The sequence below is a fragment of the Streptomyces flavotricini genome (assembly GCF_020639365.1).
GTDB lineage: Bacteria > Actinomycetota > Actinomycetes > Streptomycetales > Streptomycetaceae > Streptomyces > Streptomyces flavotricini.
This window is the reverse complement of record NZ_JAINUL010000001.1, coordinates 517490-539423: the sequence shown is the minus strand read 5'-3', so window position 1 is coordinate 539423 and position 21934 is coordinate 517490. Positions and strand designations below refer to the sequence as shown.

Sequence of the window (21934 nt, the reverse complement as noted above, 5' to 3'; positions counted from 1 at the left end):
GCCGGGCCACACGGGCCACCGGGCCCCGCGGGCCCCGCGGGCCGGCGGGCGGCTACGGCTTCCTGCGGCGGACGAGCTCCGGGTCGACCACGCCCCGCCGCTCCCGCCAGAACCTGCCGTCCTGCACCCGCCAGAAGCACATGATCAGCACGCCGACCGCGGCGATCCCGATCCCGATCACCAGCGGCGGCCCGAGACCGAACCAGGAGACCCCGCTGGCCGAATTCTCCGGATTCGACATGTCGTTGACCGACTCCACCAGCAGCCACACCAGCAGCCCCGCCCCGATCAGCGGCCCGAGGCCGATGAGCAGGAAGTTGTGCGGGTTCTCCAGCAGGTGGCGGCGGTAGTACACGGCGCAGGCCACACCGGTCAGCGCGTAGTAGAAGGCGATGAGCAGGGAGAGCGCCGTGAGCGAGTCCAGGAGGGCGTTCTCGCTGATCTGGTTCACGACCAGGTACCAGGCGATGGCGATGCCGGCGACCCACCACGTGCTCACGTCCGGGGTCCGGAACCGCGGCTGGATGTGCGCGAGCCGATGCGGCAGCGCGTGCCGGCGGGCCATGGACAGGGCGGTGCGGGAGGCCGGGATGATCGTGGTCTGGGTGGAGGCGAGCGCGGACGTGCAGACGGCCAGGAGCACCATCCAGTCCCAGCCGCCCATCACCTCGTGCGCGAGGACGGCGAAGATGGCCTCCTCCTCGCCCGCGCGCTCGGCGAGGAAGGCGGTCCCCGCGTAGCCGACGATCGCGAAGCCCACGGAGAGGTAGGTCACCAGCAGGACCACGGTGGACCAGATGCCTGCCTTGCCGGGCGCGGTGGCGGAATCCTGGACCTCCTCGGTGAGGTTCACCGCGGACTCCCAGCCCCAGTAGATGAACACGCCGAGCAGCAGCCCGCCCGTGAGGGCGGCGCCGCCGGCTCCGAAGGGGTTGAGCCAGCTGAGTGACGGCTCGATGGAGTCGAGGGTGCTGGTGCCGGAATAGATGCGGTAGAAGGCCACCACCGAGAAGACCAGCAGGAAGAGCACCTGGGCGAGGATGAGCACGTCCTGGAGGTGGGCCGACAGTTCGGTGCCGATGACGCAGATGGCCGTCATGGCGAGGATCACCAGGACGGCGAGGGTCTGCCGGATGGCCGGGTTGGCGGCCCAGTCGTCGAGGCCGGCGGCGAGGAGGCCGAAGTTGACGGCGACGTCGGCCAGCGAGCCGATGACCAGGACCCCGGTCATGGTGATCGCCCACCCGCCGAGCCAGCCGGCCCAGGGGCCCATGGCCCGTGTCACCCACGAGAACGTCGTACCGCAGTCCTGGTCGACCTTGTTGAGGTAGTAGAAAGCGGCGGCGATCAGCAGCATCGGGACGAACGACGCCAGCATCACGCCCGGCGCGTAGATCCCGGCCAGCGCCACGATCGGCCCGATGACGGCGGCCAGCGAGTAGGCGGGCGAGGTGGAGTTCAGGCCGATGACGAGCGCGTCGAGGAACCCGATCGCGTTGTGCTTGAGCTCCGCGTCCGGGATCTCGGCACCCGCCCCGCCGCCGACACTGTCCTGGGCCATGTACGCATCGTCATGCACCCGGCGGTACAGCGCGAGGCGCGTGGTCTGTCCGGGGGGCAGGGCCGGTGGCGGGGGCCTCGTGCGACGAGCGGCCCGGACCCCCACGAGGGGATCCGGGCCGGACCGGCCTTGCCGTGCGGCCGGGGAACGGCCGCGGGCGGATGGCGGGTCAGTTCGTCTGGTAGACGCCGAAGATGTCGACGACCAGGTCGATGTTGTCCCAGCCGCGGTTCCAGAAGTCGACGATGCCGTTGTAGCCCGTGCCCGCCTGGACCAGGTTCGGGACGGTCTCGCCCCGCTTCCAGTTCAGGTTGGACGAGTTGGGCGGCGTCGGCCAGGTCGCCCAGTCGTTGTCGTAGGCGCTCAGCGAGTTCGGGTCCGGGGACACCGTGAGGTAGCCGTCGCCCCGGGTGTTGGTGACCGTCGTGTTCAGCACGTACGCCGTGTTCTGCGGACGCGAGCTGGACAGCGGCATGTAGATGTAGCCCTGGCCCTCCAGCTGGCCGTACGGCCAGTCCGCGGGGTCACGGGTGTCGAGGATGCGCTCCGGGAGGAACGGCAGGTAGGCGCCCTGGCCGTCCGTGCTGTAGTAGCCGACCACGTCGACGATGACGTCGGTGCCCTTCCAGGCGCCGTTGCGGATCTTGATCGAGCCGTCGGAGCCGACCGGCACGATGACCGAGTTGGCGACGGTCTGGCCACCGCGGAAGTTCAGGTTGGACGTGGTGGGGGCCGCACCGCCGCTCGGGTAGACGGTCAGGTGACCGTCCTCGCGCGGGTTGGTGACGGTCACGTTCAGCGCGACGGCCGTGGCGCCGTACGGGATGCCGCCCTTGCCCGTCATCTGGACGCCGATGGTGCCCTGGCCGGCGACCTGGCTCTTGGGGGCGCCCAGGCCCTCGCGGGTGTCGACGAAGCGCGACGGGTTCAGCGCGGTGTAGCCGCTGGAGGAGGTACGGGTGAAGTAGCCGGTGATGTCGGCGATGAGGTCGACCGGCTCCCAGCCGCCGTTGTACAGGTCGACGTAGCCGTTCTTGTTGACCGGCACGATCACGAGGTTCGGAACGGTCTGGCCGGCCGAGAAGTTGACGTTCGAGGTGGTCGGACGCTCGCTGCCCTCGGGGAAGGCCGTGACGTGGCCGCCGCTGGTGGTGTTGGTGGCGGTGACGTTGAGGACCACGGCCGTGACACCCGCGGGGATGGAGCCGTTGCCGGAGATCTTGACCCGGGCGGTGGCGTACGGGGCGACCTTGCCCTTCGGCGCCCCCGTGCCGTCCCGCGTGTCCAGGAGGCGGGTGGGCGCGTACGGGGTGAAGTCGGAACCCGGCGTCACGACGGCCAGTTCGTTGGTGCCCCGCACGCCCGAACCGTCGGACAGGGTGACCTTGATCGTGTACGAGCCGATCTCCGCGTAGGAGTGCGTCTCGGTCGAGTTGGTCGGCCCGTTGGCACCGAAGGTGACGCTGGTTCCGTCGCCCCAGGCGACGTTGACCGAGAGCGCGGTGCCCGGGTCGCTGACGACCGCGAGGTCCAGGCTGATGCCGCGGGCGCTGGTGCCCTTGGCGGCCAGGCCGACCGTCGGCTCCGCGGCGGCGCTGCCCTCGGCCTGCGCGGTGGCGCCGGCCTTGCCGTCGCCCTTGGCGGCGGACGGGGTGTGCACCGTGCGCTCGGCGGGGCTCTTGACGGTGGTGAAGTTCGACGCCGCGACCTTGTTCAGGTCCACGTCCGGAGCGGAGACCCCGTGCGGGCCCGCGGCTCCCGGCGTGGCCGGAGCGGCCTGGGCCACTGCCGGTATGAGACCCACACTGGCTGCCACGACGGCAGCGGACATTACGAGTCGGCGATTGCGCACCGGCCCCCCCATTGTCGGTAAACGCTTGAACAGGTTCGAAAGCGTGCTCAGAGTACACAGCCGCAGGACGTCGACGATCGGGGTCCCCCCTCGGCTCGTCGCCCGTCGCCCGCCGCCGGAAGAGCGCGTTGAGATGCTCGCCGCGATCACCCGGAAAATCAAGGAGATAACGTCGTCGCAGGCGCCCGGAGCGGCCCGCGCACCGCGAGGGGCACGGGCCGATCCGCGGGCCGGGTGCTCACTGGCAGGTGAGGGTGAAGGTGAGCTGGTCCTGCACGTTGCCCGTGGAGTCGGTGAGGGTGGCTGTCACCCTGGGGGCCGGATTCGTGGCCGCCGCGCGTGCCGTCGACTTCGCGGTGAACGGGGCGGCTGCGGTGCTGGGGGCGGTGAACTTCACGGAAGGGGCAGAGCGCTTGCCCTGTCCGCTCCAGATGTACGTGACGTCGCCGGATCCCGTTCCGGTCAGCTTGCCCTCGAACTTGACGTTCTGGGGCTGACTGCAGTCGACCTTCGGAGTGGCGGTCGACGCACCTGTGATGTCCACGTCGGTGATGCGGGCCTTCGCGCTGGCCGGGACCCTGGCCGGCTTCGTGCAGTTGACCGTCTGACTGTGGTTCTTCCCGCCGGTCTTGACGGTGTAGGTGCCCTTCTTGACGTCCTGCTCGGTGACCGATCCCTGCTGATTGACGGTGCGGGTGAAGTTCTCCGGCCCGGTGACCCGCACCTGCGATCCCGGTTTGAACCCGGCGAGCGAAAGGTCGAACTCGACCGGATCCGTGCCTTCGGCCACCTCCAGCTTGCAGGTCGCCGCCTGGGGGGCCGCGCCGAGGGTGGCAGGCACGTGGGCCACCGGCGCGGCCTGGGCGGCCATGGTCGGTGGCAGGGCGACGGAGCAGGCCAGGAGCGGAGTGAGGAGTGCGTAACGAGCATGCCGATTCATGCGTTCCCTCCTTGCCGGGAAAGCATTGATGGGAGGACCAGGGCGCGAGGGGCGCGGCAGTGGGCACGCGGCGCGGCAGGGGTCCGTTTTCAGGCTAGCCCCGCCCTCCGGGAACGGCACGCCGAGCCGTCCTGCCCTGTGCGGACCCCGCGGACCCGTCCCTCAGACGTCCCGGCGGGCCAGCGGATCCGTGATGCCGCCCGGGGAGGCCAGGCGTTCGGCGTCCCAGCCGGCCAGGGCGGCCGCGGATCCGTACAGGGACCCGTAGAAGCCGAGCACGGTCTCCCGGGGGTCCACGCCTGCGCGGACGTCGTCGTAGTCGAGCGTGGCCAGGCGGCCGGTGCCCCGCTCGATCCAGCGCGCGGCCGCCGGCCGCAGCGGTTGCCCGGCCAGGCCCGCCGGCTCCGGCGCGGCGTACGCGTAGAAGGCCGGCCGGGGATGGTCGTCGTCGCCGAACCAGAAGCCGCAGCTGATGACCTCGCGCGAATAGGCTTCCCGGCTCACCGGGTCCATGCCGGGCCCCGGTTCGGCGGAGCGGCCGGAGAACCGGGTGACGGCGATGTCGTACGAGTGCCAGAACAGGTGGACCGGGCTGACCTTCCCGGAAAACCCGGAAGCGAACTCCTCCAGCACCAGGCCGACCTGGCTGAGCACCTGCCAGTGCCGGTTCACCCAGAACGGGTCGTAGGAGGCGTGCTCCGTGTCCTCGGCGAAGGGCCGGTGGGCATCGGGCAGGGTGTACGGACGGGGGTGCGCGAGGGCCACCGTCACGCCGACGCGGCCCAGGGCGGAAAGAGTCTCACGGTAGAACGACGCCACCGACTGCCCGGCGAGCGGGAACGAGGTGCCGGAGCCGTCCAGGCAGGACACGGTCAGCCAGTGGCCGATGAAATCGAAGTCGATCGTGAAGACCGGATTGCCGTCGATCCCGCCCATCGGGCGGGTCGTGAGGCCCCGCCCGGTGACATGGAACGGAACGTTCCACCAGTGGTTGCGCCGTACGCTGCTCGCCAGCCGGATCTTTCCGACGATCTGCGTGAACCGGTGCAGCGTCTCCTTGGAGTCCCGCCACTGCGACAGCGGAATCGCCGGGAACAGGTCCACCGGGCATCCCCCAGCTCGTTGCGCCACGCCTCACGGCTCGGACACCCACATCTTCACCCCAGCAGGCCACGGCCCCCGGCGCGACCTGCGGGCGCGGGCCCAACCGTCAGCCGTCTGCTCCGGCCGGAGCGGGCGGGGAGGCCGGGGCGAGGAGGGCCAGGACGGCGGCAGAGGCGTCGAGCAGGGCCCGGGAGCGCGCCGCGATGCCCGCCTCCCGGGCCGCCAGCGCCGCCTCGAGGGTGTCCGCGCCCCGACGTCCGCTCCGCAGGTCGGGCATCAGCCTGCGGAGCGCCTCGATCCGGTGACCGGCACTGCGGAGCTGGTGGACGATCCGGGCATCGCGGACCTGAGCCGGTGAGTAGCGCCGGGTTCCCCGTCCGCCGATGCGGTCGGGGACCACGAGTCCCTCCGCGTCCCAGTGCCGCAAGGTCGAGGCGCGTACCCCGAGGGCCGCGGCGAGCTCGCCGACGCCCATGGCGTCCGCCGGGCGTACGTCCGCGATCGGCTCGGCCGAGATCGCCGCTGCGGCCCCTTTGGCGAGCCCCAGCTCCGTACGCTCCCGGTCGAGCCGGGCGTGTACCGCGTCGAGACGCGCCAGGAGCCGGGCGACGGGGCCCTCGTGAGCGGCGCGGACGATGTCCTTGGCCTCCACCGGGCCCGTACCGGCAGCCAGGGCCCGGTAGGCCAGCGCGGAGTTCAGGTGGACCTCCGCGTACACCCGGTAGCCCGAGGCCGTGCGGTCGGCGGGCGGCAGTACGCCGTCACGTTCGAGGTTGCGGATCTGCTGGACCGAGTACCCGGAGTGCCGTGCGACATCGACGGTGCGCATCGACGGCGATTTGAGGGTTGGCACCGTACCCCCCCCTGTGTCTGGCGCAATTGCGGCGGGAAGCCTCCACCACCACTTTAATGAAACGCTTCCGGACATGACCATCGACGACATCATCGGGTTCGTGGGCGGCCTCGAGGGGGTCCTGGCCGTCAGGCCGGCTCCCGGCGACGGATCGCCCGAGATCAGCTGGGGGGACACGTTCTTCTACCACGCGCCGGACGGCACGGTTCCGGCCACGGGCCAGCCCTTCGCGACGATCGTGACGAAGGACCGTCCGGGCGACACGTCCTCGCGCCTCGACCGGCCGGACGCGTTCCGCGTCAACGTCGCCGCCGGGAAGGAGGAGTTCGTCCGCCGGACGGGCCGGACGCCGCGGGACCCGGTCGGCGAGGAGGACGCGGGCGCCGCCGACACGGTCATGGCGCACCCCGTCTACGGCTCCCTGGGCTGGCTCGCCGTGGTGAATCCCGGTCCCGGGACGGATGAGGTCCTGCGGCAACTGCTGCGCCGCGCCCACCACCTGGCGCGTGAGCGACACGAGCGGCGCCTGGGCCGCTGACGGGGCCGCTGGCGGGGCGCGAAGACGTCCGGGCCGGTCCGGTCAGCCGATCGGAGGCTGCCGGCCGACCCGGACGTCGCGAGCGGATCGATCAGACGAGGTCGAACCGGTCCAGGTCCATGACCTTGGCCCACGCGGAGACGAAGTCCTTCACGAACTTCTCCTTCGCGTCATCGCTCGCGTAGACCTCCGCCAGCGCCCGCAGCTCGGAGTTCGACCCGAAGACGAGGTCGGCCCGGGTACCGGTCCACTTCACCTCGCCCGTGGTGGCGTCGCGGCCCTCGAACGTGTTCGCGTCCTCGGCCGTCGCCTTCCAGGTCGTACCCAGGTCGAGCAGGTTGGCGAAGAAGTCGTTCGTCAGCGACTCGGGGTTCGTGGTGAACACGCCGAACGAGGACTGCTGGTGGTTCGCGCCCAGGACGCGCAGTCCGCCGACGAGGACCGTCATCTCGGGGGCGCTCAGCGTCAGCAGGTTCGCCCGGTCGACCAGCAGGTACTCGGCCGGCAGCCGGTTGCCCTTCCCGAGGTAGTTGCGGAAGCCGTCGGCGACCGGCTCGAGGGCGGCGAAGGACTCCACGTCCGTCTGCTCCTGAGTGGCGTCCGCGCGGCCCGGGGTGAAGGGGACCTCGACCTCGAAACCGGCGTTCTTGGCGGCCTGTTCGACGGCCGCGCCGCCGGCCAGGACGATCAGGTCGGCGATCGAGACCTGCTTGTCGTCGCTCCGCTCCGAGTTGAAGGACTGCCGGATGCCCTCCAGCGTACGGAGCACCGTCGCGAGCTGGTCGGGGTCGTTGACCTCCCAGCCGGCCTGCGGCTGCAGGCGGATGCGCGCGCCGTTGGCGCCGCCGCGCTTGTCGCTGCCGCGGAAGGACGAGGCCGAGGCCCACGCGACGGACACGAGCTCGGAGACCGACAGGTCCGAGGCGAGGACCCGGCGCTTCAGCGCGGCGACGTCGTCGGCGTCGACGAGTGCGTGCGTCACGGCGGGGAGCGGGTCCTGCCACAGGAGCGTCTCGGAGGGGACCTCCGGGCCGAGGTAGCGCACGATCGGGCCCATGTCGCGGTGGGTCAGCTTGAACCACGCGCGGGCGAACGCGTCCGCGAAATCGGCGGGGTTCTCCAGGAAGCGCCGCGAGATCTGCTCGTAGGCCGGGTCCACGCGCAGCGAGAGGTCGGTCGTCAGCATCGTCGGCGCGTGCGTCTTCGAGGCGTCGTGGGCGTCGGGGACGGTGCCGGCTCCGGCACCCTCCTTCGGCCGCCACTGGTGGGCACCGGCGGGGCTCTCGAACAGCTCCCACTCGTACCCGAACAGGATCTCGAAGAAGCTGTTGTCCCAGGCGGTCGGGGTGTCCGTCCAGATGCCCTCGAGACCGCTGGTGATCGCGTCGGCGCCCTTGCCGGTGCCGAAGGTGTTGCTCCAGCCGAGACCCTGCAGCTCGATCGGGGCACCCTCGGGGTCGGCGCCGACGTGGTCCGCCGGGCCCGCGCCGTGCGTCTTGCCGAAGGTGTGGCCGCCCGCGATCAGGGCGACCGTCTCCTCGTCGTTCATCGCCATCCGGCGGAAGGTCTCGCGGATGTCGCGGGCCGCGGCGAGCGGGTCGGGGTTGCCGTTCGGCCCCTCCGGGTTGACGTAGATGAGTCCCATCTGGACCGCGCCGAGGGGGCTCTCCAGCTCACGGTCGCCCGTGTAGCGCTCGTCGCCGAGCCAGGTGGTCTCGGGGCCCCAGTACACGTCCTCGTCGGGCTCCCAGACGTCCGCACGGCCGCCGGCGAAGCCGAAGGTCTCGAAGCCCATCGACTCCAGTGCCACGTTGCCGGCGAGGATCATGAGGTCGGCCCACGAGATGCTCCGGCCGTACTTCTTCTTGACGGGCCACAGCAGCCGGCGGGCCTTGTCGAGGTTCCCGTTGTCCGGCCAGCTGTTGAGGGGGGCGAAGCGCTGCTGACCGGCGCCGGCGCCGCCGCGGCCGTCGCTGATCCGGTACGTGCCGGCGCTGTGCCAGGCCATACGGATCATGAACGGGCCGTAGTGGCCGAAGTCGGCGGGCCACCAGTCCTGCGAGGTCGTCAGCACCTCGGCTATGTCCCGCTTCACCGCGGGGAGGTCGAGGGTCTTGAACGCCCCGGCGTAGTCGAACTCCTCACCCATGGGGTCGGCCACGGCGGGGTTCTTGGCGAGGATCTTGAGGTTGAGCCGCTCGGGCCACCACTGGCGGTTGCCGCCGCCCTGGGTCGGGTGCGCGGCGCGCCCGTGCGCGACGGGACACCCGCCTCCGGCCTCCGTCTTCGCGTCTACGGCGTTTGCATCGTGGTTCTCAGACATGGGAATCCTTCCAAACCGGGCGGATCGCGCTGCTAAGGAAAGGGGAAGCGACGGAAGCGTTGTACGGGCGTGGCTCGGTGAGGGTTGGCTGCCGACCGAACCGATCCTACGATGGACGCAATCCAAGTCAAGAAGAGCACCAGTTGCATATCTGATAGGGATCCGGACACTTTCCTGAACTCCGGGCGTCCCGCCTTACCTGATGGGGTGAACCGATATGAGTGACCTGCTGGGGCGACTGCGAGAGCGCGGCTGGCGCATGACCTCCCAGAGGCGCGTCGTCGCGGAGGTGCTCGACGGGGAGCACGTGCACCTCACGGCCGACGAGGTGCACGCGCGTGCGGTGGAGCGGCTGCCCGAGATCTCGCGGGCGACCGTCTACAACGCCCTGGGGGAGCTGGTCGCTCTCGGTGAGGTCGTCGAGCTGTCCACGGACGGCCGCGCCAAGCGCTACGACCCCAATGCCCGCCACCCCCACCACCACCTGGTGTGCTCCCGCTGCGGCACCATCCGCGACGTGCCCCCGGCGGGCGACCCGATGGCGGGCCTCCCGGAGGAGGAGCGGTTCGGCTTCACCGTGTCGAAGGTCGAGGTCACCTACCGGGGGCTGTGCCCGTCGTGCGCCGGCCGGGCCGCCTGACGTCGGTCCGGTCCCGCGGCGCCGGCGTAACGGCGGGCCAGGTGGGCGAAGGCCTCCTTGAGCTCGGGCGGCCCGACGACCTCGATGCCGGCGTCGAACCGCCCGATGGCCGAGGCCAGACCGGTCCACGACCAGGAGCCGAGGACGAGCCGGCAGCGGTTCGGGCCGAGTTCCTCGACCAGCCCGTCGTGGGTGTACCGGGAGACCGTGGCCGCGGGCAGGTCGAGGATCACCTCGCCGCGGCAGGGCCGGCCGCCGGAGTCGTCGTAGCCCTCGAACCTGCGGGTCACGAAGGCGGCCACTTCGCCCCCCGGGACTTCACGGGGAGTGAAGCGGGGCCCCGTGGGCGTGCGCGGCGCCATCCGGTCGGCGCGGAACGAACGCCAGTCCTCGCGGTCGAGGTCCCACGCGACGAGGTACCACCTGCCGCACCAGGTGACGAGATGGTGGGGCTCCACCCGGCGCGGAGGGAGCCCCGCGGCCGGCGCGCCGTCAGGAGCCCCCGCTCGTGGCGCGGGGGTGTAGTCGAAACGCAGTACCTCGCACGCGCGGGCGGCGGCGCTGACCGCCATGAGCACGTTCCCGTCGACCGGCGGCAGGGGCCGTACGGCGGGCCGCTCGACCGCCGTGAAGCGGAGCATGTCGATGCGGTGACGCAGCCGTGCGGGCATCACCTGCCGGACGGTGGCCAGCGCCCGGGCCGCGGCCTCCTCGATGCCGACGCCGGTGGTGGCCGCGACCTGGAGGGCGACGGCGAGGGCCACCGCCTGCTCGTCGTCGAACAGCAGCGGCGGGAGCTCCGTGCCGGCATCGAGCCGGTAGCCCCCGTCGGGACCCTTCGCGGACACGATCGGGTAGCCGAGCTCGCGCAGGCGGTCCACGTCGCGGCGCACGGTACGGGGACTGACCTCCAGCCGCTCGGCCAGCCGCTGCCCGGGCCAGTCCCGGCGCGTCTGGAGCAGGGAGAGCAGGGAGAGCAGTCGCGCTGAGGTCTTGGGCATGTCCTCCATGCTGCCCCGGGAAGCGGACACGTCCTGACCGCATCTCCTGCGACCGTCTTCCCGTGCCGAACGACGAGAAGGAACGCCGATGACGGTTCTCGACACCCGGGCGCTGGGCCGCGCCACGCTCGCGCGGCAGCTGCTGCTCGATCGCGCCGACGCACCGGTGCTCGACGCCGTCGCGCACCTCGGCGGTCTGCAGGCGCAGGAACCGCAGCAGCCGTTCGTCGGGCTCTGGTCGCGGCTGCGCGACTTCGACCCGGCGGACCTGTCGGACCTGCTGGTCCGGCGGCGCGCGGTGCGGACCCACCTCATGCGCCGCACCGTCCACCTCGTCACGGCCGACGACGCCCTGGCCTGGCGTGCCCGCCACGGGGCCATGCTGCGCCAGCGGGTCCTCGGCACCTACCGCCGCGAGCTCGACGGAGTGGACCTCGACGAGCTCGCCGCAGCGGGCCGGGCCGTCATGGCGGACGGCGAGCCCCGCTCGATGACCGAGCTCGCGCGGGCGCTCGCCGAGCGCTGGCCGGCCCCGGGGCAGCGGGCCCTGGGAGAGATGCTGATCGCCGCACTCGTCCCGGTGGCGCAGGCGCCGCCGCGCGGGCTCTGGCGGACGAAGGCGGGCGTGCGCAACGTCCTGCTCTCCGCGTGGCTGGGCCGCGAGATCGACCCGCCGTCCCCCGACGGCACCGACCCGGTCGGCCGGGCACTCGTACGGCGCTACCTGGCGGCGTACGGCCCCGCCTCCTCGGCCGACCTGCGCGCCTGGTGCGGGCTCGCCGGACTGCCGGCCGCGGTGGCGGCCGTACGCGAGGAGCTGGTCTCCTTCCGGGACGAGCGGGGCCGGGAACTGCTCGACCTCCCGGACGCGCCGCGCCCCGACCCCGCAACACCCGCCCCCGTGCGGTTCCTGCCGGCCTTCGACAACGCGATCCTCGGCTACGACGACCGCACCCGGATCATCGACGACGCCCATCGCGGCCTGTCGGTGGCAGGCGAGCGGGTCGTGCTGGTCGACGGCCGGGTCGCCGCGATCTGGAACGTCCGGGAAGACACCGTGACGGTCACCCCGCTGCGCGGCCTCTGCGCCGCGGACCGCGCGTCCGTCGCCGAAGAGGGGCGGGCGCTGGCCTCGTTCCTCTCCGGCGACGAGGGCGGCCGCGTGCGCGTCGCCCGTACCTGACGTCCGTCAGGCGGTCTGGCGGAAGGAGCGGACGGCGGCCGACTTGGCCAGGGCCCGGGACATCCGTACCAGCCCCGACGGGCTGTTCGGCGAGACCAGGACCGGGTCCGCGGCCTCCGCCCCGGGGTCTTGCGGCGTGTTCCGCGCGCGGCCCCACAGGACGACGGCCGTCGCCAGGGCGACCGCGTCGGCCACGGCCGCCGCCTCGTCGGCCGGACGCCCCGCTTCCAGTTCCTGCCGCAGCGCCCTCTCCCGCACCCCTGCCCGCAGGTACGGGCTGACCGTGAGGATCCCGTCGTGGATGTCCGACTCGCGCTGCGTCAACCGGATCTCGATCGGCGTCCACGGACCGCCGCCCAGCGCGATGCTGTGCCGCGTCGCCCCTTGCAGCTCCCGGGACAACGGGCGCAGCTGGGAGTACCGGCGCCACATGTCCCACTGGCTCGTGACGTGCTGGGAGACGAGCGGCAGCACGAATCCGGTCGCGATCAGCAGCGCGGACACGGAGGCGAGGGCCGGGGCGACCTCCGTGCTGAGGACGTCCCAGTCGGCGTCCGCCCAGCGGGCCCCGATGGCACTGAACTTCGCGATGTCGTAGAGCAGGTTCAGTACGTACCCGAAGGCGATCAGCCCCAGCCCGGTGCGCAGCGCGCCGTGGACCTCGCGCGCCCATCGCCGGCACAGGAGCGTCATGGTGACCGCCGCCGTGGTGTGCGCCGCGAGGTAGAGGAGGATCATCTCCCGGATGTACGGCGTGCGCGCGTAGTACGTGTCCAGATCGCGCAGGCGCTCGACGGGGGCCTCGCCGAGTGCGAAGAGCACGTTGATCGCGGCGATCACCGTGAGGGTCGCGATGTTGCACCAGCGGGACCACCGGCGGGTCCGCTCCGCGTCCTCGGGGCCGCTGCTCCAGCGGAAGATGAGCACGATGTTGGCCCCCGAAAAGGCCGTGAGCAGCGAGAACACGAGCGGCGCCGCGGCGTTCGGGACTCCCGTGAACCTGTTGACCGCCGTGAGGGTGGGAATCGCGGTGCAGCCGAACACGGCGGTGGCCAGTACGAGGAGGACCAGGACGGACCGCAGGAGTTCGTCGCGGGGGTTGCGCCAGAGGGCGGGGAGCTTGAGCCCTGCTGCCGCGAGCAGCAGGGCTCCGGGCAGGTAGAAGCCCAGTCCGTTCGAGTCGTTCACGCCGTGCCCCGCTGTTGGTGCTGTTGTTCTTCGTGCATGGTCGGGCTCAGCGGCCGCGGGTGTCGAGGTGCCGGTACAGCGCGTCGTGTCCTTCGACGCCGGGGTGCACGCCGTCGACGAGCAGTTCGGTCCTCCCGAGCAGGGGCTCCCACATGTCGATGAAGTCGACCTGGTGCGCGTCGCACCAGGTGCGCATGGCGTCGCGCAGCGCCCGTACGCGCGCCAGCGTGAAACGCAGGCCCTCGTAGTCGCCGGTGCGCGCTTCGTCGATCCACGTCGGTCCCACGACGACGAGTCGCGCGTTGTGGTCCAGGGCCGTGGCGGCCAGCGAGCCGAGGTGGTCCGCGAGGTGCGCGGGCCCGTCGTACGGGGCGTCCGGGGAGGCGAGCCGCACGGCGCAGTCGTTGATGCCCGCGGCGACGATCAGGGTGTCGGGGAGGCGGGGGGCCAGCAGTGCGGGCGTCTGTGCGCTGACGTCGGTGAGGAAGCTGCCCGGTACGGCCAGGTTGAAGACGCGGTGTGCGGCCTCGTTCCGCGCGATGTGGGCGGCCGCGAGGTGGCCCGTCCAACCGCCTCGCGGGTCGCAGCGTCCGTACGCGATGCTGTCGCCCACGATGACGATCCGCTGGGCCGAGCGCAGCGGGTCCGCGTCCAGGTAGGCCCAGGCGCTCTCCCCGGAGGTGAGGACCACCCGTCGGCGGGCGTAGTCGTCGACTTCGTACGCATCGGCCGCGGCGAGGTCCTGGTCGGTGAGGTGGAGGACGGCGCCCTCGACCGCGGAGCCCGGCTCGCGCTCCAGGATCAGGTGTACGTCGAGGCCGCTGGCGGCGATCACGGCCGGGTCGGTGATCGGGAGGGGCCGGGTGGTGTAGCCGGCCAGCGACGCCGCGGACGTGGGCACGGTCCGCCCGAAGAGAGCGGTCTGTACCCGCTCGTCCCTCAACGTGCCGAAGGAGAACAGGGTATGAGGGCGTGATTCGGACACGGGGAGCCGGTTGGCCTTTCTTGAAACGATTGATCAACTCACCCTAACGGCCACCCGCGGCCCTCTGAACGGGACCCCGGCGTTTTCGGGAGGTGGCCGTGCTGTCCGGTTCTCGACACCGCGATCGGGCCAATTCGGCGCCGGTGTACGCGTGATGGCGGCGACGTCCGCCGAAACCTTCTGGACGGGGACCGGCACTCGGCCGGTCGTCTTCGGGCTCCACTACGTTTGGGGGCATGAGTGACAGGACTCCGCTGGGAGAGTTTCTGAGGGCGCGGCGCGAGGGGCTGGGGCCGCGTGACGCGGGGCTGCCCGCACACGGTCGACGGCGGGTGCCGGGGCTGCGGCGGGAGGAGGTCGCGCTGCTCGCGGGCGTGAGCTCCGACTACTACATGCGTCTGGAACAAGGCCGTGAGACCAGCCCGTCGCCGCAGGTCATCGACGCGATCGCCGCCGCCCTGCGGCTCGCCGGCGAGGAGCGCGAGCACCTGCGCAGGCTGCGCCGGGCCTCCCACGCACGTCCCCGAGGCATTCCGGCAGGCGGCCCTGACGAGGTCGGCCCGCAGCTCCGGCGGCTCCTCGACAGCTGGCCGGACAACCCCGCCTTCGTCCTGGGGCCGGCTCTCGACGTCCTCGCCCACAACGCCCTCGCCGCGGCACTGCACGGCGGATTCCGGCGCTTCGACAACCTGGCCCGCATGGTCTTCCTCGACCCGGCCGGGCGCGAGTTCCACCGGGACTGGGAGCGGGCCGCGCACTCCTGCGCGTCCGAGCTGCGCGCCGCCTACGGACACGACCCCGACTCCCCGCGGATCACCGAGGTCGTCGAGACGCTCCGGGCGAAGAGCGAGGACTTCGCCCAGCTGTGGTCACGGCACGAGGTCAAGGGCAAGACCCGGCAGGAAAAGGTCCTCGTGCACCCGCAGGCCGGCGCCCTGGAGATCCAGTTCTCGGCCTTCACCGTGAACGACGCCCCGCACCAGCAGCTGGTCGTCTACCAGGCCGAGCCGGGCAGCGCCACCGCGGCCGCCCTCGCGGAACTCCGTTCCCGCGACTGAGGCCCGCGGGCCGCGGGTGGGTGCGCCACACCCCGGTTGACGGCGGCCTGGTTCGGTCCGCCTGCCGCGAAGAGGCTGGTGGCTGCGCAACAGCGACCACCCGCCTCTCCGGCGTACGGAAAGAAGACCTCCCGTGACCGTCCACCCCGTGACCCTCCACGACAGCACCGGCCAGGCCGCCCTCGCGCGGATCCGCCGCCTGCCCGCCGACCGCCGGCGCATCCTGTTCACCGGCGCGACCCTCGTCACCATGGACCCGGGGCTCGGCGTCGTCGACCGCGGCGAACTCCTCGTCGAGGGAGACACCATCACCGCCGTCGGCCACGACCTCGGAGTGGACGACGCCGTCGTCATCGACTGCGCCGGCGCGCTCCTCACCCCCGGCTTCGTCGACACCCACCGGCACGCCTGGCAGGCCCCGCTGCGGCGGATCATGCCCGACGTCGACGACCTGGGCGGCTACGTCATGGCCACCCTGGCCGGCCACGCCACCGCCTACCGGCCGCAGGACATGTACGTCGGCACCCGGCTGGCCGCCCTCTCCGCGATCGACAGCGGCATCACCACGATGCTCGACTTCTCCCACAACTCCCGTACCCGCGAGCACTCCGACGCCGCGGTCCAGGCCCTCCTGGACACCGCGATCCGCGGCGTACACGCCTCCATGGGACCGCACTTCGGCACCTGGGACCGGCAGTGGCCGGGAGACCTGACCCGCCTCAAGGAGGCGTACTTCGCCGGCGACGACCAGCTCCTGACCCTGAGGCTGGCGGCCCTGGCCACAGACGAGATCGCCGGCCCGGCGCTCGCGTACGGCCCCGAACTCGCCCGCGTCGCCCGGGACCTGGGCATCGGGGTGAGCGTCGACGCCGTCTTCGGCACGGCATCCTCCGAGGCGGTGCTGCACTGGGCCGAGGAGGGCATCCTCGGCCCCGACGTCACCCTCATCCACGCCACCGGGCTGACCTCCGAGGCCTGGAAGGTGATGGGGGAGAGCGGCACCACCGTGGCGCTCGCCCCCACCTCCGACGCCCAGATCGGCCTGGAGACCGCGATCCCCGCCGTCGACGAAGCCCTGTCCGCCGGCATCCGCCCGGGCCTCAGCATCGACGTCGAGGTCGCGCTGGCCGGCGACATGTTCACACAGATGCGCACCCTGCACGCCATCCAGCGGATGCGAGCCGTCAACGCCGCCTACGGGACCGACCGGCAGCCCTCCCGCATCACCACGCACGACGTCCTGGACTTCGCCACCCTCCAGGGCGCCCGCACCAACGGACTCGCCGGCGTCACCGGCTCGCTCACCCCGGGAAAGAAGGCCGACCTGCTCGTCGTCCAGGCCGAGGACCTCAACAACATGCCGCTCAACGACCCGATCGGCACCGTCGTCCTCGGCTGCGACGCACGCAACATCAGCGCCGTCCTGATCAACGGCGAACCCCGAAAGTGGAACGGGCGGGTCCTGGACGTCGACCTGCCGGCGCTGCGCCGTGAGGTCCGTGCCTCGCGCGACCACGTGCTGAACTCCCCCGCACCGGGGCACCGTTTGTGACCAAGGGCTGCCGCCGAATCCAACCCGCATGCCATCATGTCGAGTTGTGGCTGAGGGGGAAGCTATGGCGAATACCGAGATCCGCGTGCGCCTCACACACGGTGCGAGCGAGAGCGATGTCGGGGCGCTGAAGGCGTGGCTCGAGCGGGAGCAGAAGCTCGAGGCGCTCCGGAACAGCGGCAGGCTGGAGATCCAGGAAAGCGCGGGGACGGAGGACGGAGCCCACAGCCCGATGGGCACCGGCATGGACATCATGCTGGTGCTGATCGGCGCGGGCGCCCCCAAACTGTTCGACGAAGTGTTCGAGCAGGTCAAGAGCGGGGTCCGCGCGTGGCGCGAGAACCGCCGTTCCGTGGAGCGGGGCGAACCACCGGAGGTCGACGTCGAGCCGGGCGGCGACGGGAGATAGCCCGTGGCGCGCTTCGACCCGCGCGGGAAGGCGAACCGGGCGCTGCTCGTCGGAGTCCCCGACTACGACTTCACGCGGCCCGAGCACCCCTTCGGCGTGGCGGGGGACCTCCCGGCGGTCGCACACAACCTCACCGGACTCGAACGGGCCCTGCGCGCCGGCGGGGTCTTCGCCGAAGACACGATCACCGTCACCCGGCCGCGCACCGTGGACGAGTTCGACCAGCACCTGGACGCCGCGGTCGACGCGGCCGAGGGGCTGCTCCTGCTGTACTTCTCCGGCCACGGAGCCGTGCCCAGCACGGGTGACGAGCTGTGGATGCTGATGCGGCGGGCGACGATCGTCCCCGGCACCGAGTCCGTGTTCCGCGGCGCCGTGCCCTGGAAGAGCGTCCTCACCGTTCTGTCCCGCGCGAGGGCGGAGCGGGTGGTCGTCATCCTCGACTGCTGCTACGCGGGCAACGCCTCGGCGGCATGGGACGCGCTCGGCACCGCCCAGCGGCAGCGCACCTCACTGCTGATGAGCGTCCAGGCCAACAACCGCATCGACGCGGGAGACGGTGACGGTCCCACACCGTTCACCGCACAGCTCGTACGTCTCCTGCGGGACGGCGAGGCCGGCTTCGGCGAACTCGCCGACCGGCTCAGGGCCCACATGTCCGCGCACCACACGACGCTGCGCGAGCCCCCCGAGCCGTGGGAGCCGCAGAGCCGCTCGGCCACCTCCGGAGCCGACGTACTGCTCGCCGCCCCTCCCGTCCGCCCGACGGGCGGGCGGACGGCGCAGCCCCCGCCGGTCCTCTTCTCCGAGCCGTACGGGGCCGGCGGCAGGCGGCCTCCGCCGCGGTCGGCGCGAGCGCGCGGCCGCTTACGGGCGCTCGCCCGAAGACCCGGTGGTCGCCGCGGGCTCGTGCCCCTCACCGGCCGCCGCCGGCTCGCGGCCGCCATCGGCGTGCCCGTGGTGATCGCCGGGCTCGTCGCCACCGGCCTGGCCGTCTTCGACGGCGGGGACGGGGCGCCCTGCACACCGCCGCTCGAACTCCGGCTGCTCACCGACCCCGATCTCGAACCCACCCTGCGCAAGGCGGCGGAGGCGTACCTCACCTCGAAGGCGAACAGGACGGCAGACGGCTGCAGGCGCAGCGGCATCACCGTCTACAGCGCCGGAGCCGCCGCCACCGTCGCCGCGTTCAGCCGGCAGTCCGACCCGTGGCAGCGGCCCACGGGCGACGACAACAACCCGCAGCGCGACATCGGCCCCCAGCCGGACATCTGGATCCCGGCCTCGTTCGCGAGCGTGGACCGGGCCCGCCTCACGTCCCCCGAGCGGACCTACGTCACCCTGGAGGCCGATCCCGAGCCGTTCGCGTACTCGCCCGTGGTGCTCGCCGTACCGCAGGAGCTGGCGGCGGAGCCGGCCGCCGACCGGGTGGGCAGCCTCGCGGCCTTGACGGAGGCGATCAGGAAGCGCGAGGCGCGGGCCGAAGTGCGGCGCACGGACCCGGAGAACACCGACGCCGGGCTCCTCGCGACCATCGGCCTGTACGGCGGCGGTACGGGAGGCCAGGACCCGGCCTCCGCCGAGCGCGCCGTGGCCCAGACGGGACCGCCCTCGCGCACCGGCGCGGAGCTGCTGTGCACCCTGCCCGACGACGACGCGCTCGACGACCGCACCACCGCCCTGGTCCCGGAGTTCCTGCTCAAGACCGGGGTGGGCTGCGACAGCGCCACGCGGACCGGGCGGATGGCCGAGTACCCCGTCGACGTACCGGGCCTGAGCCCGACGTTCGTACGGGTGCGCTGGCGGGGCGCCGACCGGGACGAGGACGCGCGGGACCACGCCGTCGAGGGCTTCCGTACGTGGCTGACGGGCAAGGAAGGCAAGACGGTGTCCGCGTCCGTCCCCTCCGGCGGACTCGCCGTGTTCGGGCAGGACGGCTTCCGCGGCGGCTCGGGCGGCCACCGCCCCCTCGGCGGCGGCGACTTCGGGGCCCTGACCGACCCCGGCCTGCTCCCCGGCCCCGCCCTGCCGACCTCGATGACCGAGGCGCTCAAGCGCTACCGGGAGGCCGAAGGGCCGGGCCGGGTGCTCTTCCTGCTCGACTCGTCCGGCTCCATGGGCGGCCTGTGGGAGGGCCCCGGCGGCGCGCCCGGCATCATCGCCCAGTCCCTGGCCGGGCTCGGCGGCCAGGACGAATACGGCGTCTGGGGCGTGGCCGGAGAGCCGGGCAGCCCCCGCCCGTACGGCGAGGTGCTGCCCTTCGGCAAGCACAAGCGCGAGGAGGCCCAGCGCGCGATCCCCGCTTCGGCGCAGGTCAAGGATATGGAAGCCGACCCCTACCAGACGCTGGTCGCAGCCCTGGAGTACATGGCGCAGCGCGGCACCGACGACCACCGTCCGCAGCTGATCGTCTACCTCACGGACGACGAGGACAACAACCGGCTGGCCGAGGGCGGTCGGCTGAACGACCTCCTCGCGGCCGCGCGGGGGAGGAGGACACCGGTGGTCATGGCCTCCCTGGACAGCGGCGGGTGCGACAAGGGCAGACCGGACGCTGCCGTCTCGGAGGCGAGCGGCGGCCGCTGTCTGGACACCAAGGGCGACCTCGTAGCCCGGCTGCGCGACGAAGTGGCCAGGACCGGAACGGGGGACGAGGGATGAGGCACGGCCCCGGACGCGTAGGACTGCGTGCGTCGGCCGGGCTCCTCGCCCTGCTCCTCGCCGCGGGCTGCGACGCGGGCGCGTCCGACGGCCCAGGCGACGGCCGGCAGACCGCCGCCGGCGCCGCCGAGATCGCGGGCGAGATCGTGCTGGCCAGCGGCCGGGACGTGACCGGCAAGGGCGGCATCCGCCAGCAGCTCATCGCGGAGTGGAACCGGCAGCAGGAGGCCAAGGGCTCCACCTCCCGGGCCCGCCTGGTCGAGCTGCCGGGCTCGGCGGACCAGCAGCGCAGCCAGCTGCTCGGTGCGCTGCAGTCGGGCAGCGCCGAGTACGACGTCGTCAACCTCGACGTCACCTGGGTACCGGAGTTCGCGGCGGCGGGCCTCGTCCAGCAGCTTCCCGACCGGCTGGTCGACTCCGACGTCATCACGTCGGTCGCCGGCACGGCCCGCTGGAAGGACGAGCTGTACTCCGTCCCGTTCAACAGCGACGTCGGGCTGCTGTTCTACCGCCGCGACTACCTGGCGAGCGCGGGCGTCACCAAGACCGACCTGGGCAAGGACACCGGCTGGCCCGTCCTGCGGCAGCTCATCGGCGCGCTCGACACGGCCGGCAAGAAGCTGCCCGGGCCCTACGCCAAGGGCTGGACCTCGCAGCTCGACGCCTCGTACGAAGGCCTCACCGTCAACGGCATCGAGGCCTTCGCGTCCGCCGCCGACGGATTCGCGCTCACCGACGAGGACGGCCGCTACGCCGGCTCCGTGGCCGACCTGCAGGCGGGGCTCGACGAGCTGCGCAACCGCACCCAGGCCGCGTACACCCTGCCGGACGCCGTCCACTCCGACGAGGCGGACACGCTCACCGACTTCGCGAACGGCCGCACGGGCTTCCTCCGGCACTGGCCGTACGCGTACCGCACGCTCCACCAGTCCCTTTCCGACCAGCAGCTCGGCGTGGCCCCGCTGCCAGGCAAGGCGGTGCTGGGCGGCCAGAACCTGGCCGTGGCCAGGGGCTCGCAGCGCAGCGCCGCGGCCCGGCAGCTCGTCGAGTTCCTCACCGGGAAGGAGAGCGAACGCTGCCTGCTCGACGCGGGGTTCGCGGCCACCAGGCTCTCCGCGTACGAGGACAACGGCCTGACCTGCAACGCCGCGAAGCCGGCCGGCCAGGCCACGGCCGGCCCGGCGGGCGAGCGCACCGACCGGATGCCCCGGGACTCCTCCGGACGCCCCGCCTACGCGCGCGGCACCCTGCTGCCCGCCCTGGAGAACGCCGTCCAGCGCCCGCGCACCCCGCTCTACGGCGCCTTCAGCCAGACGTTCACCGCTCAACTGGCCCGGCTGCAGGGCGACGCACCACCCTCCGACGCAGAGCTCGCCGGCGACCTGGACGCGGAGCTGAGACGGGCCCTGCCCTCACGCTGACCTCCACTCGCCTCCCACGGATCCCGGACATAGGCTTGCCTTACCGAAGGCGGCCGTGGTCCGCCACGTGCTGCCGTTTCCGTGCGACCAGGGAGTCGCCATGAGGAACGTCACTCGGGTACGCCGCGCACGGGTCTTCGCCGCGGTCGCGCTGACGACCGGCGCTCTGCTGCTCTCGACCGGGGCCACCGCGACCCCCGCCGGCTCGGTGGCGCGACCCGCCGAGATCAGCCCCGACCAGCAGCAGGCCATCCTCGCGGAGACGAACAGCGTGCGCCAGCAGGCCGGTGAGCCACCCTTGACCTGGGACGGCGGGCTCGCCGCAGAGGCCCAGGCCTGGGCCGACGACCCGGCGTCCACGGCGGGCGGCCAACTGAAGCACGCTCCGCTGGGCAGCGCCGCCGAGAACATGTCCGGCTATCCGCCGGACCAGGCCACGGGCGACTGGGCCGGTGAGAAGAGTGCCTACGACGCCGACCCGAACCACGACTACCGGAGCAACCCGACCGGGTACGGGGCTTGGGGCCACTACTACAACATCATCGACGCCAGGTGGCACAAGATGGGCTGCGGTGCGAAGAGCGGCGTTCCCATCCAGGGTGCGGGCTGGGTCGTGGTGTGCCGGTACGGGAGCTGAGGCGCGTCACGCCAGTGCGCGTCACGCC

The 21934-nt window shown here is 72.3% G+C and carries 18 protein-coding genes; 9 read left to right on the top strand and 9 right to left on the bottom strand.

Annotated features, from left to right (window positions below; genetic code table 11):
• Positions 1-52: 52 nt before the first annotated feature.
• The 5 genes from K7B10_RS02715 to K7B10_RS02695 form a co-directional block, all read right to left on the bottom strand.
• Positions 53-1561, bottom strand: a complete 1509-nt coding sequence (locus tag K7B10_RS02715) for an APC family permease (protein ID WP_229334340.1) — start codon at positions 1559-1561, stop codon at positions 53-55.
• 169 nt (positions 1562-1730) lie between these two features.
• Positions 1731-3377 carry a PKD domain-containing protein gene (locus K7B10_RS02710; RefSeq protein WP_229334339.1) on the bottom strand — a complete coding sequence of 549 codons (1647 nt, stop codon included), beginning with the start codon at positions 3375-3377 and terminating at the stop codon, positions 1731-1733.
• Positions 3378-3651: 274 nt separating this feature from the next.
• Positions 3652-4353 (bottom strand): hypothetical protein, encoded by a 702-nt coding sequence (locus K7B10_RS02705; RefSeq protein WP_229334338.1) that lies wholly within the window; start codon positions 4351-4353, stop codon positions 3652-3654.
• 162 nt (positions 4354-4515) lie between these two features.
• Complete coding sequence (locus K7B10_RS02700; protein ID WP_229334337.1) at positions 4516-5457, bottom strand: DUF5996 family protein; 942 nt, start codon at positions 5455-5457, stop codon at positions 4516-4518.
• A 106-nt stretch (positions 5458-5563) separates the two neighbouring features.
• On the bottom strand, positions 5564-6286 hold the full coding sequence (locus K7B10_RS02695) for a MerR family transcriptional regulator (RefSeq protein WP_229334336.1): 723 nt from the start codon (positions 6284-6286) through the stop codon (positions 5564-5566).
• A 97-nt stretch (positions 6287-6383) separates the two neighbouring features.
• On the opposite strand from K7B10_RS02695, the gene K7B10_RS02690 reads away from it, so the two are divergent.
• Positions 6384-6848 (top strand): DUF6194 family protein, encoded by a 465-nt coding sequence (locus K7B10_RS02690; protein ID WP_229334335.1) that lies wholly within the window; start codon positions 6384-6386, stop codon positions 6846-6848.
• Positions 6849-6939: 91 nt separating this feature from the next.
• Here K7B10_RS02690 and katG read toward each other — a convergent pair whose 3' ends face one another.
• The gene (gene katG / locus K7B10_RS02685) at positions 6940-9171 is read right to left on the bottom strand and encodes a catalase/peroxidase HPI (RefSeq protein WP_229334334.1); all 2232 of its coding nucleotides are present in this window, start codon (positions 9169-9171) and stop codon (positions 6940-6942) included.
• 217 nt (positions 9172-9388) lie between these two features.
• On the opposite strand from katG, the gene K7B10_RS02680 reads away from it, so the two are divergent.
• Positions 9389-9811 carry a Fur family transcriptional regulator gene (locus tag K7B10_RS02680; protein WP_229334333.1) on the top strand — a complete coding sequence of 141 codons (423 nt, stop codon included), beginning with the start codon at positions 9389-9391 and terminating at the stop codon, positions 9809-9811.
• Here the strand turns inward: K7B10_RS02680 and K7B10_RS02675 are convergent.
• On the bottom strand, positions 9769-10812 hold the full coding sequence (locus tag K7B10_RS02675; RefSeq protein WP_229334332.1) for a helix-turn-helix transcriptional regulator: 1044 nt from the start codon (positions 10810-10812) through the stop codon (positions 9769-9771). The two genes, K7B10_RS02680 and K7B10_RS02675, sit on opposite strands and share 43 nt — an antisense overlap.
• A gap of 88 nt (positions 10813-10900) precedes the next feature.
• On the opposite strand from K7B10_RS02675, the gene K7B10_RS02670 reads away from it, so the two are divergent.
• A complete protein-coding gene (locus K7B10_RS02670; protein WP_229334331.1) occupies positions 10901-11995 on the top strand; it encodes a winged helix DNA-binding domain-containing protein in 1095 nt (364 codons plus the stop codon).
• 6 nt (positions 11996-12001) lie between these two features.
• Here K7B10_RS02670 and K7B10_RS02665 read toward each other — a convergent pair whose 3' ends face one another.
• Together K7B10_RS02665 and K7B10_RS02660 are read right to left on the bottom strand one after the other, a co-directional pair.
• Positions 12002-13183, bottom strand: a complete 1182-nt coding sequence (locus tag K7B10_RS02665; RefSeq protein ID WP_229334330.1) for an MAB_1171c family putative transporter — start codon at positions 13181-13183, stop codon at positions 12002-12004.
• Between the two features lie 46 nt (positions 13184-13229).
• Positions 13230-14168 (bottom strand): GDSL-type esterase/lipase family protein, encoded by a 939-nt coding sequence (locus tag K7B10_RS02660; RefSeq protein ID WP_229334329.1) that lies wholly within the window; start codon positions 14166-14168, stop codon positions 13230-13232.
• A gap of 236 nt (positions 14169-14404) precedes the next feature.
• Between K7B10_RS02660 and K7B10_RS02655 the strand changes: the two genes are divergently transcribed.
• The 6 genes from K7B10_RS02655 (at position 14405) to K7B10_RS02630 (ending at position 21906) form a co-directional block, all read left to right on the top strand.
• The gene (locus K7B10_RS02655; RefSeq protein ID WP_229334328.1) at positions 14405-15226 is read left to right on the top strand and encodes a helix-turn-helix domain-containing protein; all 822 of its coding nucleotides are present in this window, start codon (positions 14405-14407) and stop codon (positions 15224-15226) included.
• Between the two features lie 148 nt (positions 15227-15374).
• Complete coding sequence (locus K7B10_RS02650; RefSeq protein WP_229344717.1) at positions 15375-16778, top strand: amidohydrolase family protein; 1404 nt, start codon at positions 15375-15377, stop codon at positions 16776-16778.
• Positions 16779-16842: 64 nt separating this feature from the next.
• Positions 16843-17187, top strand: a complete 345-nt coding sequence (locus K7B10_RS02645) for a hypothetical protein (RefSeq protein WP_229334327.1) — start codon at positions 16843-16845, stop codon at positions 17185-17187.
• A 3-nt stretch (positions 17188-17190) separates the two neighbouring features.
• Positions 17191-19848: a caspase family protein gene (locus K7B10_RS02640; protein ID WP_229334326.1), complete on the top strand. Its 2658-nt coding sequence runs from the start codon at positions 17191-17193 to the stop codon at positions 19846-19848.
• Positions 19845-21269 carry an extracellular solute-binding protein gene (locus K7B10_RS02635; protein WP_229334325.1) on the top strand — a complete coding sequence of 475 codons (1425 nt, stop codon included), beginning with the start codon at positions 19845-19847 and terminating at the stop codon, positions 21267-21269. Before K7B10_RS02640 ends, K7B10_RS02635 begins: the two co-directional genes overlap by 4 nt.
• A 100-nt stretch (positions 21270-21369) precedes the next feature.
• Positions 21370-21906 carry a CAP domain-containing protein gene (locus K7B10_RS02630; RefSeq protein WP_229334324.1) on the top strand — a complete coding sequence of 179 codons (537 nt, stop codon included), beginning with the start codon at positions 21370-21372 and terminating at the stop codon, positions 21904-21906.
• Positions 21907-21934: the final 28 nt, after the last annotated feature.